At 70.7% G+C, this 9,810-nt stretch carries 10 protein-coding genes; 5 read left to right on the forward strand and 5 right to left on the reverse strand.

Going from position 1 to position 9,810, the window contains the following annotated elements:
* Nucleotides 1-125: 125 nt before the first annotated feature.
* The 5 genes from G6027_RS12040 to G6027_RS12060 form a co-directional block, all read right to left on the reverse strand.
* Nucleotides 126-1,295, reverse strand: a complete 1,170-nt coding sequence (locus G6027_RS12040) for an acyl-CoA dehydrogenase family protein (protein ID WP_182637385.1) — start codon at nt 1,293-1,295, stop codon at nt 126-128.
* Between the two features lie 219 nt (nt 1,296-1,514).
* Nucleotides 1,515-2,027 (reverse strand): 5-(carboxyamino)imidazole ribonucleotide mutase, encoded by a 513-nt coding sequence (gene purE / locus G6027_RS12045; protein WP_182637386.1) that lies wholly within the window; start codon nt 2,025-2,027, stop codon nt 1,515-1,517.
* Nucleotides 2,028-2,056: 29 nt separating this feature from the next.
* Nucleotides 2,057-3,343: a 5-(carboxyamino)imidazole ribonucleotide synthase gene (locus G6027_RS12050; protein ID WP_182637387.1), complete on the reverse strand. Its 1,287-nt coding sequence runs from the start codon at nt 3,341-3,343 to the stop codon at nt 2,057-2,059.
* Between the two features lie 22 nt (nt 3,344-3,365).
* On the reverse strand, nt 3,366-3,929 hold the full coding sequence (locus G6027_RS12055; protein ID WP_182637388.1) for a PH domain-containing protein: 564 nt from the start codon (nt 3,927-3,929) through the stop codon (nt 3,366-3,368).
* 3 nt (nt 3,930-3,932) lie between these two features.
* On the reverse strand, nt 3,933-4,811 hold the full coding sequence (locus G6027_RS12060; protein ID WP_182637389.1) for a biotin--[acetyl-CoA-carboxylase] ligase: 879 nt from the start codon (nt 4,809-4,811) through the stop codon (nt 3,933-3,935).
* A 106-nt stretch (nt 4,812-4,917) separates the two neighbouring features.
* Here G6027_RS12060 and G6027_RS12065 point away from each other — a divergent pair, with 106 nt between their 5' ends.
* The 5 genes from G6027_RS12065 to G6027_RS12085 form a co-directional block, all read left to right on the forward strand.
* Nucleotides 4,918-6,567 (forward strand): acyl-CoA carboxylase subunit beta, encoded by a 1,650-nt coding sequence (locus tag G6027_RS12065; protein ID WP_182637390.1) that lies wholly within the window; start codon nt 4,918-4,920, stop codon nt 6,565-6,567.
* Nucleotides 6,564-6,827 carry an acyl-CoA carboxylase subunit epsilon gene (locus G6027_RS12070; RefSeq protein WP_182637391.1) on the forward strand — a complete coding sequence of 88 codons (264 nt, stop codon included), beginning with the start codon at nt 6,564-6,566 and terminating at the stop codon, nt 6,825-6,827. Before G6027_RS12065 ends, G6027_RS12070 begins: the two co-directional genes overlap by 4 nt.
* Nucleotides 6,828-6,958: 131 nt before the next feature.
* Nucleotides 6,959-7,375 carry a cupin domain-containing protein gene (locus G6027_RS12075; protein WP_182637392.1) on the forward strand — a complete coding sequence of 139 codons (417 nt, stop codon included), beginning with the start codon at nt 6,959-6,961 and terminating at the stop codon, nt 7,373-7,375.
* Between the two features lie 21 nt (nt 7,376-7,396).
* The gene (locus tag G6027_RS12080; RefSeq protein WP_182637393.1) at nt 7,397-8,077 is read left to right on the forward strand and encodes a Maf family protein; all 681 of its coding nucleotides are present in this window, start codon (nt 7,397-7,399) and stop codon (nt 8,075-8,077) included.
* 165 nt (nt 8,078-8,242) lie between these two features.
* Nucleotides 8,243-9,810, forward strand: a 1,568-nt coding sequence (locus G6027_RS12085) for a biotin carboxylase N-terminal domain-containing protein (protein WP_182637394.1), incomplete at its 3' end; no start/stop codon positions are given.

Below are 9,810 nucleotides of genomic sequence, written 5' to 3' on the forward strand. Positions count from 1 at the left end.
CGCGCGCCCCCGCAAAACCACGAGATCCGCTACCCACCCGCCGCATCCGCTCCCCCACCGAGGGAGGTAGCGGATCCGGACTCGGAGTAGCGGATCTCGGAAGATCGGGGCGCGGCCCCGTCGGATCAGCCCAGGAGCTGACGGGCCATGACCATGCGGTTGATCTGGTTGGTGCCCTCGTAGATCTGGGTGATCTTGGCATCGCGCATCATGCGCTCGACCGGGAAGTCGCGGGTGTACCCGGCGCCGCCGAAGAGCTGCACGGCGTTGGTGGTGACCTCCATCGCGACGTCCGAGGCGAACGTCTTGGACGCGGCCGCCATGAAGCCCAGCTTCTGCCCACCCGGCGCGCTGCCGCGCTCGGCGTTGGCGGCGGCGGTGTACACCATGAGGCGGGAGGCTTGGACCTTCATCGCCATGTCGGCGAGCATGAACTGGGTGTTCTGGAAGTCCGAGATCGCCTTGCCGAACTGCTTGCGCTCCTTGGTGTAGGCGATCGCCGCGTCGAGCGCGCCCTGGGCGAGGCCCACGGCCTGGGCGCCGATGGTCGGACGGGTGTGGTCCAGGGTCTGCAGCGCGGTCTTGAACCCCGTGCCCGGCTCGCCGATGATGCGGTCACCCGGGATGCGAACGTTCTCGAAGTACAACTCCGCGGTGGGCGAGCCCTTGATGCCGAGCTTCTTCTCCGTCTTGGAGACGCCGAAACCCTCGTCGTCGGCGTGCACCATGAACGCGGAGATGCCGCCGGCGCCCTTCTCGGGGTCGGTCACGGCCATGACGGTGTACCAGGTGGACTTGCCGCCGTTGGTGATCCACGCCTTGCCACCGTTGAGGATCCAGTCGTCGCCGTCCTGGCGGGCCCGGGTGCGCATGGCCGCGGCGTCGGACCCGGCCTCGCGCTCCGACAGGGCGTACGAGGCCATCGCGCCCTCGGCGATGTCGGGCAGAACCTTCTGCTTGAGCTCCTCACCACCGGCGAGGATCAGGCCCATCGTTCCGAGCTTGTTGACGGCCGGGATCAGCGAGGACGAACCGCAGACGCGGGCGACCTCCTCGATGACGATGCACGCCGCCACCGAGTCCGCGCCCTGCCCGCCGTACTCCTCCGGCACGTGGACGGCGTTGAAACCCGAGGCGTTGAGTGCGTCGAGCGCCTCCTGGGGGAACCGCTCGTTCTCGTCGACGTCCGCGGCGTGCGGCTCGATCTCCTTCTCGGAGAGGGCACGGATCGCCGCGCGGAGCTCCTCGTGCTCCTCCGCGGGCTGGTACAGGTCGAAGTCGGGGTTACCGGACATGTGCGGTCCTCCAAGAGGGAATCGTCGGTGCTGATCGCGCGGCGGACACCGTCCGGGGCACCTCCCGGCGATGCCGACGACACACCTTCACCGTCGATATCGCCGCGGGGTCTGACGTGCCGCGCCCGGCCCTCCAAGTTACCAGTCGGACACCGTTCGCCCTGCCCGGGCGGCGGGCTTCCCGCGGCGGCCGCCGAGAGTCCCGGAGGACGGCGCGGCTCAGCCGAGGAGGCTCTGGCGCAGCGCGGCGTCCTTGCGCTCCACCATCGCCTCCAGATCGGCCTGGAAGCTCTCCATACGGGACCGGAGCGCCGGGTCGGAGGCGGCGAGGATCCGGACCGCCAGGAGCCCGGCGTTCCGGGCCCCCCCGATCGACACGGTGGCCACGGGCACCCCTGCGGGCATCTGCACTATCGACAGGAGCGAGTCCATCCCGTCGAGGTGCTTGAGGGGCACCGGGACACCGATGACCGGCAGCGGAGTGGCGGAGGCGACCATCCCGGGCAGGTGCGCGGCGCCACCGGCACCCGCGATCACCACCCTGATCCCCCGGCCGGCGGCCGAGCGGGCGTAGTCCAGCATCTTCTGCGGGGTCCGGTGCGCCGAGACCACGCCCACCTCGAAGGGGATTCCGAACTCGGCGAGCGCCTCCGCGGCGCCCTCCATCGTCGGCCAGTCGGAGTCGCTGCCCATGATCAGACCGACCTGCGGTCCGCCCTGTGGTGCGGTCATGGTGGTGCCTTTCGTCGATGGGGGTGGCGTCAGCGGTCGAAGTCCCCGACCGGCGCCCCCGTGTGGGGGTCCCAGCCGTCGGCCCATTCCCCGTGGGAGAGCCAGTGGGCGGCGTGTTCGGCCACCGCACGGATCGTGGCCACCTGCTCGGCGTCATCCGGGTCGACCCCGGGGTCGGCGAGGACGTTGACGTGTCCGATCTTGCGTCCCGGCCGCTCGGACTTCCCGTAGAGGTGGACCTTGGCGTGCGGGAACCGGGCCCCGAGGTGGTGCACCCGCTCGTCCATGCTCATCTCCGGGGCCTGGGCCGCGCCGAGCACGTTGGCCATCACGGTCACGGGGGCGGTCGGGACGGTGGAGCCCAGCGGGTAGTCGAGAACGGCCCGCAGGTGCTGCTCGAACTGGCTGGTGGTGGCCCCGTCCATGGTCCAGTGACCGGAGTTGTGCGGACGCATCGCCAGCTCGTTGACCAGCACACCCGGGCGATCGTCGGAGCCGGTGACCTCGAAGAGCTCGACGGCCATCACCCCGGTCACGTCGAGGTGTTCGGCCAGGCGCAGGGCGGTGGCCTGGACCGCGGAGCGGAGATCGTCGGGCAGCCCGGTGGCCGGTGCCACGACGACCGCGCAGATACCGTCGCGCTGGACCGTCTCCACGACCGGCCACACCGCGCCCTGCCCGAACGGCGACCGCGCGACGAGCGCGGAGAGCTCCCGGATCCACGGCACCCGCGCCTCGGCCATCATCGGCACGCCGGCGTCGAGCTGCTCGGTCGCGATCCGCTCGGCCTCCTCCAGCGAGTCCGGCATCCACACGCCGCGGCCGTCGTATCCGCCGCGTGCGGCCTTGAGGACGATCCACCCCTCCTGCTCGGCGTGGAATCTCCGGACGTCGTCGACCGAGTCGACGCCCGTGAACGGGGGAACGGGTGCCCCGATCTCGGCGAGCGCACGGCGCATGACCAGCTTGTCCTGGGCGTGGATGAGCGCCGAGGCCCGGGGCCGCACCGCGACGCCGGCGGACTCCAGCTCCAGCAGGATCTCGGGCGGGACGTGCTCGTGGTCGAACGTCATGACGTCGGCGCCGACGGCAGCCCGGCGGACCGCGTCCGGGTCGTCGTGGGAGCCGATCACGACATCGGGGGTGACCTGCGCAGCCGGGTCCTGCGGGTCGGCGGCGAGAACGCGCAGGGTCTGCCCGAGGGCCACCGCCGATTGGTGCGTCATGCGGGCGAGTTGCCCGCCCCCGATCATCGCCACGACGGGCGAACCGAGAGGATTGCGGCGGATGCGCGAGTCGTCGTTCACGTGGTCCATGTTCTCACGGGTGGCGGGGAGGTCACCGCCGCCCCGGGAGCCCCCAGCGGAAGCGGGGTGGCGGGGCGAGCGGCCCGGGCGGTGGCACAGGGGGCAGCCGGAGAAGTTCGTCGTAGACCGCGGCGTGGACGCGCGCCACGCCGGGGACATGGTCGATCTCGACCGGGGGCAGGTGTCCGCACTCGAGGATGAGGCACCCCGTACCCAGCGCCCGGTCGGAGAGCGTGTGCCGGAACCGCACGGCACTGATCCGGCGCAACGGCACGTCGACGCACCGTCGCGACGACCCCGCCGGTCTGTAGAGCACGCGTTCGTCGGTCACCACGAGGTCGGTGCGCGCCCACCGCAGCGCGGGCCACAGGCCGAAGCGCAGGACCACGAGGAGGTAGATCCCCGCGACCATCGCCCAGGTCGCGGCGCGGTCCCCCGAGTGCACGACCTGCGTCTCGATGAACCCCCCGGCGATCCCGGCGAGGCCGGCACCGATCACCGTCACCAACCCGGGACGCACGAGCGCGCGCCAGTGCGGGTGGCTGTGGACGATCAGCGTCTCCCCCGGAGAGACGACCGAACGGACGAACCCCACGGGTCAACCGCCCCACCGGCCGGCGGCCGGACGGACGTGGGTCACGTCCCCGGCGGCCACGGACAACTCCCCGTCCGGGGTATCGACGACCAGCCGGCCCTCTCTGTCCACTCGTGCGGCACGCCCGGTCCGCACGACGTCACCCGGGAGTTCGATGCGGACCTCGGCGCCGAGGGTCGAGCAGGCGTCCGAGTACTCGGCCATGAGCTCGTCCGAGATGGTCGATCCGCTCCCGCGTTCGCATCGACGCCACTGTTCGTGCCGATGCGCCAGTGCCTCGAGCACCGCCAGCGCGACGGCGTCCCGGTCGGTCGTCCCGCCGGAGAGAGCGAGTGAGGTCGCGTGCGGGATGGGCAGCTGCTCCCTCGTCAGGGTCACGTTGATCCCCACACCGACCACCAGGGCGGGGAGTCGCAGCTCGAAGTCCCCCTCCGCGGGAACGGTCGTCATCTCGGAGAGGATCCCCGCGATCTTGCCCCCGTCGACGAGCACGTCATTGGGCCACTTGAGGGTGGCGTCCACCCCGCCCGCGGCCACGAGCCCGTCCCGGATCGCGAGACCCGTGACCAGGGGCAGCCAGCCGAACAGGGTGGGTGAGACCGCGCCGGGCCGCAGCAGGACGCTCACCACGACCTGGGTCCGCGGCGGCGCCGTCCACGTGCGTCCGAGCCGCCCGCGTCCGGAGGCCTGGTACTCGGCCAGGAGCACACTGCGGTCCGTGGCACCCAGTCCCGCCCGCCTGATCGCCTCGGCGTTGGTCGACCCGATCTCCTCCAGCACCTCGAGCGAGTTGTACGGCGCGTCCGGCCCCTCGACCAGCACGCGACGGAGGGCATCGGAGTCGAGCGGGCGCGGCGATTCTGGTCCGGGGTCTGCGTGCACGACGTCCAGAGTAGGTCCGAACCCCGCGCGACGGCGGGGTCGGTGTCGGGGGAGTCGGCCGGGTCACGTCGCCACGGAGCCACCCGAGTCGTTAGAGTCTTACAACATGACGACTGCCTCAGAACCGGACGTGAGTGACGACGTCCAGACCGACGCTGCGACGCCCGACATCCACACGACCGCCGGGAAGCTGTCCGAGCTGCGTCGGCGGCTCGACGAAGCCCGCGCCCCGATGGGACAGGCCGCGGTCGACAGGACACACGACAAGGGCCTGATGACGGCCCGCGAGCGGATCGAGAACCTGCTCGACCCGGGTTCGTTCGTCGAGATCGACGCACTCGCCCGCCACCGCGCCACGACCTTCGGCCTGGCCGAGCGTCGACCGCTGGGCGACGGTGTGATCACCGGATACGGCACCATCGACGGCCGTAGCGTCTGCGTCTTCTCGCAGGACGCCACCGTCTTCGGCGGCTCCCTCGGTGAGGTCTACGGCGAGAAGATCGTCAAGGTCATGGACCTGGCGCTCAAGACCGGCCGCCCGATGATCGGCATCAACCACGGCGCCGGCGCCCGCATCCAGGAAGGCGTGGTCTCTCTCGGTCTCTACGGCGAGATCTTCCACCGCAACGTCCAGGCATCCGGGGTGATCCCCCAGGTCTCCCTGATCATGGGCCCCTCCGCCGGTGGCCACGTCTACTCCCCCGCCCTCACCGACTTCACCGTGATGGTCGACAAGACCTCGCAGATGTTCGTCACCGGACCGGACGTCATCAAGACGGTCACCGGCGAGGAGGTCACCCAGGAGGAGCTGGGCGGCGCCACCACGCACATGACCAAGTCGGGCGTCTCCCACTACACCGCGAACGACGAGCAGGACGCCCTCGACTACGTCAAGGACCTGCTGTCCTACCTGCCCAGCAACAACCGGGCCGAGGCCCCCCGGTTCCCGGTCCCCCCGACCGAGGGCGCGATCGAGGACAACCTCACCCTGGAGGACCACGAGCTGGACACGATCATCCCGGACTCCTCCAACAGCCCGTACGACATGCACGAGGTCATCTCGCACATCGTCGACGACGGGGAGTTCCTCGAGACCCAGGCGCAGTACGCCATGAACGTGATCGTCGGGTTCGGCCGGGTCGAGGGCCGCAGCGTCGGCGTGGTGGCCAACCAGCCCACCCAGTTCGCCGGCTGTCTGGACATCAAGGCCTCCGAGAAGGCCGCACGCTTCGTCCGCACCTGCGACGCCTTCAACATCCCCATCCTCACCCTGGTCGACGTCCCCGGCTTCCTGCCGGGCACCGGCCAGGAGTTCGACGGGATCATCCGCCGCGGCGCGAAGCTGCTGTACGCCTACGGTGAGGCCACCGTCGGCAAGGTCACCGTGATCACCCGCAAGGCCTACGGCGGGGCGTACGACGTCATGGGCTCCAAGCACATGGGCGCCGACATCAACCTGGCGTGGCCGACGGCCGAGATCGCCGTCATGGGCGCGTCCGGTGCCGTCGGGTTCGTCTACCGCGACCAGCTCAAGCAGGCCGCGGCGAACGGCGAGGACGTCGACGCGCTCCGCCTGAAGTTGCAGGCCGAGTACGAGGACACCCTCGTCAACCCGTACGTCGCCGCCGAGCGGGGCTACGTCGACGCCGTCATCCCGCCGTCGCACACCCGCCTGCAGGTGGCCCAGGCGCTCCGCCTGCTCGACCGCAAGGTCGTCGAGGTGCCCGCCAAGAAGCACGGGAACATTCCGCTGTGACCGCCGCCGAGCAGCAGCAGGACGCGGGGAAGGGCGCGGAGAAGAAGGCCGCGGCTCCGTTCTTCGAGGTCGTGCGCGGCAACCCCACCGCGGTCGAGGTGGGCATCCTGTCCGCCGTGCTGGCGACCGCGCAGGGTAACGCCGTCCACGAGGGCGAGTTCCCCACGGGAATCAAGGACGACTGGGGTTCCTACGAGGACCGACTGCGGCCGCCGTTCGGGTACAACCCCACGTCGTTCCTCAACCGCCGCCAGTACTGAACCGGCCCCCACCCGGCAGCACCACACAGCCGCCCCGTCCCTGCACGCCCGCGCGCACCGAAGCGCAGGCGGGAGTGCAGAGTCAGGGGCGGCTGTGGTGTCTGAGTACACCCACCACCAGGAGGCGTCGCGTGTCCGACGAACCCACCACCCCCGACCACGCCACCCCTGACCACACCTCCGCGCGCGACGACCGTGACCACGGCAGCCGCGCCGGGACCACCGAGGGCACCGCCACCCACCTGACCGACATCATCGGTCGCGAGGAACCGTTCGAGAACCGGCCGCGGGCCTCCGTCGTGCACGAGGACGAGACCGCCAAGATCGTCGCGTTCGAATTCGCGGCGGGTCATGTACTCGGCGACCACGCGGCCCACCACCCGATCCTCGTCCAGGTCCTCCGGGGCCGGGTGGAGTTCGGCCTGCCCGACCGCACGCTCATCCTCACGCCCGGTGAGGTACTCCACCTCACCGCGAGGCTGCGGCACTCGGTGTACGCGCTCGAGCCCACCACGCTCACCGTCACCATGCTGCTGCCGCGGGCCTGAGGCCCTGGCTACGCTGGGCCCATGATCACGTTCGTCCTCGCCTCGGCCTCCCCGTCCCGCCTGCGGATCCTCCAGCAGGCGGGCGTGGACCCGCTCATCAGACACCCGCAGGTCGACGAGGACGCCCTCCAGGCCGCACTCCCCGTGGGCACCCCGCATGTGCGCGTGGTGGAGGAACTGGCCCGGGCGAAGGCGGAGGACGTCCTCGATCGTGAGGGCGACGCACTCGCGGCCGAAGCCCGTGCTGCGGGTGCCGACACGCTCATCGTGGTGGGCTGCGACTCGATGCTCCTGGTCGACGGCCGGCTGGAGGGCAAGCCGCACACCTACGAGCGGGCCATGGAGCGGTGGCGGAAGATGCGCGGTCGTCACGGGGTCCTGATCACCGGCCACGCCCTGATGGTCGCCGACCTCACGGGGGACGGACCCGTCGTCGTCACCCAGAGCGGAACCGACACTTCCGACACCACCGTTCACTTCGGCGCCCCGTCGGACGCCGACCTGGACGTGTACCTCCGCACCGGCGAGCCCCTGGAGTGCGCGGGGGCCTTCACCATCGAGTCGCTCGGCGGCTGGTTCATCGACCGGATCGACGGCGACCCGTCAAGCGTCATCGGACTCAGTCTGCCGCTGTTGCGGCGCCTCCTCGAGGCCGCCGGGATCCACGCACACCAGTTGTGGCGTCCCGAGCTCCGCACCTGAACAGCAGGTCAGAGAGGCGGCGAGCTGCTCGGTCCGCCCCCGTGGGGCAGCCCTTGGACCCCCAAACCCACACATGAGGGGGGCCTCTCATTAGACTGCTGGAGAATATCGGTGCCCCTACCGGGCGCACCGGTCTAAGAGACGTCCATCACCAGGAGGCCCTGAGTGCCCAGTCATGCCAGCTCTCACATCACCAAGGTCCTCGTCGCCAACCGCGGCGAGATCGCTGTACGTGTGATCCGCGCGGCGAAGGACGCCGGTCTGGCCAGCGTGGCCGTGTACGCCGAGCCCGACGCCGATGCCCTGTTCGTCAAGCTGGCCGACGAGGCCTTCGCCCTGGGAGGCACCACCTCCGCGGAGTCGTACCTTGTCTTCGACAAGGTCCTCGACGCCGCCGCCAAGTCCGGAGCCGACGCCATCCACCCCGGGTACGGCTTCCTCTCCGAGAATGCCGACTTCGCGCAGGCCGTCATCGACGCCGGGCTGATCTGGATCGGCCCCCCGCCGAGTGCCATCCGCGACCTGGGCGACAAGGTCACCGCCCGCCACATCGCCGAGCGCGCCAAGGCGCCGATGGCGGCCGGCACCAAGGACCCGGTCGCCAATGCCGACGAGGTCGTGAAGTTCGCGGAGGAGTACGGCCTGCCCATCGCCATCAAGGCCGCCTTCGGTGGCGGCGGGCGCGGGATGAAGGTCGCCCACGAGATGTCCGAGGTCGCCGAGCTCTTTGACTCGGCCACCCGTGAGGCCACCGCCGCCTTCGGTCGCGGCGAGTGCTTCGTCGAGCAGTACCTGGACAAGGCGCGCCACGTCGAGGCCCAGGTGCTCGCCGACCAGCACGGCAACGTCGTCGTCGCCGGCACTCGCGACTGCTCGCTCCAGCGCCGCTTCCAGAAGCTCGTCGAGGAGGCCCCGGCCCCGTTCCTCACCGACGACCAGCGCAAGCGGATCCACGATTCGGCCAAGGCCATCTGCAAGGAGGCCGGCTACTACGGCGCCGGCACCGTCGAGTACATGGTCCAGGGCGACACCATCTCCTTCCTGGAGGTCAACACCCGCCTCCAGGTGGAGCACCCGGTCACCGAGGAGACCGCGGGCATCGACCTCGTGTTGCAGCAGTTCAAGATCGCCGAGGGCGAGGTGCTCGAGTTCACCGAGGACCCGACCCCGCGCGGCCACGCGTTCGAGTTCCGCATCAACGGTGAGGACGCCGGCCGCGGCTTCCTGCCCGCCCCCGGCACCATCACGGGCTACCACGAGCCCAGTGGGCCGGGCGTCCGCGTCGACTCCGGCGTCGAGCAGGGCGACACGATCGGCGGCCAGTTCGACTCGATGCTGGCCAAGCTGATCGTGTGGGGCGAGGACCGCGACCAGGCTCTGGCGCGGTCGGCCCGTGCCCTCGCGGAGTTCACGGTCGAGGGCATGGCCACCGTCATCCCGTTCCACGCCCACGTCGTCACCAACCAGGCCTTCGTGGGTGACGGGAAGGGCTTCGACGTCTACACCAAGTGGATCGAGGAGGAGTGGGACAACCCGATCGAGCCGTGGAGCGCCACCGGCGCCCCCGCCGACGATGACGAGCCCGTCGAGCGCAAGAAGGTCGTCGTCGAGGTGGACGGCCGCCGCGTCGAGGTCTCGCTGCCCGGCGACCTGGCCTTCGGTGGCTCGCACAACGGTGGCACCGTCCGCCGCAAGGCCAAGGGCCGCACCCGTGGCGGAGCCGCCGGTGCCGA

Source organism: Dietzia sp. SLG310A2-38A2, from assembly GCF_014145095.1.
In the GTDB taxonomy this organism is placed as follows: domain Bacteria; phylum Actinomycetota; class Actinomycetes; order Mycobacteriales; family Mycobacteriaceae; genus Dietzia.

Bases quoted from the DNA above. Each gene is read 5' to 3' on its own strand.
- G6027_RS12040 (WP_182637385.1), bottom strand. From the start codon at position 1,295: ATGTCCGGTAACCCCGACTTCGACCTGTACCAGCCCGCGGAGGAGCAC.
- purE (WP_182637386.1), bottom strand. From the start codon at position 2,027: ATGACCGCACCACAGGGCGGACCGCAGGTCGGTCTGATCATGGGCAGC.
- G6027_RS12050 (WP_182637387.1), bottom strand. From the start codon at position 3,343: ATGGACCACGTGAACGACGACTCGCGCATCCGCCGCAATCCTCTCGGT.
- G6027_RS12065 (WP_182637390.1), top strand. From the start codon at position 4,918: ATGACGACTGCCTCAGAACCGGACGTGAGTGACGACGTCCAGACCGAC.
- G6027_RS12080 (WP_182637393.1), top strand. From the start codon at position 7,397: ATGATCACGTTCGTCCTCGCCTCGGCCTCCCCGTCCCGCCTGCGGATC.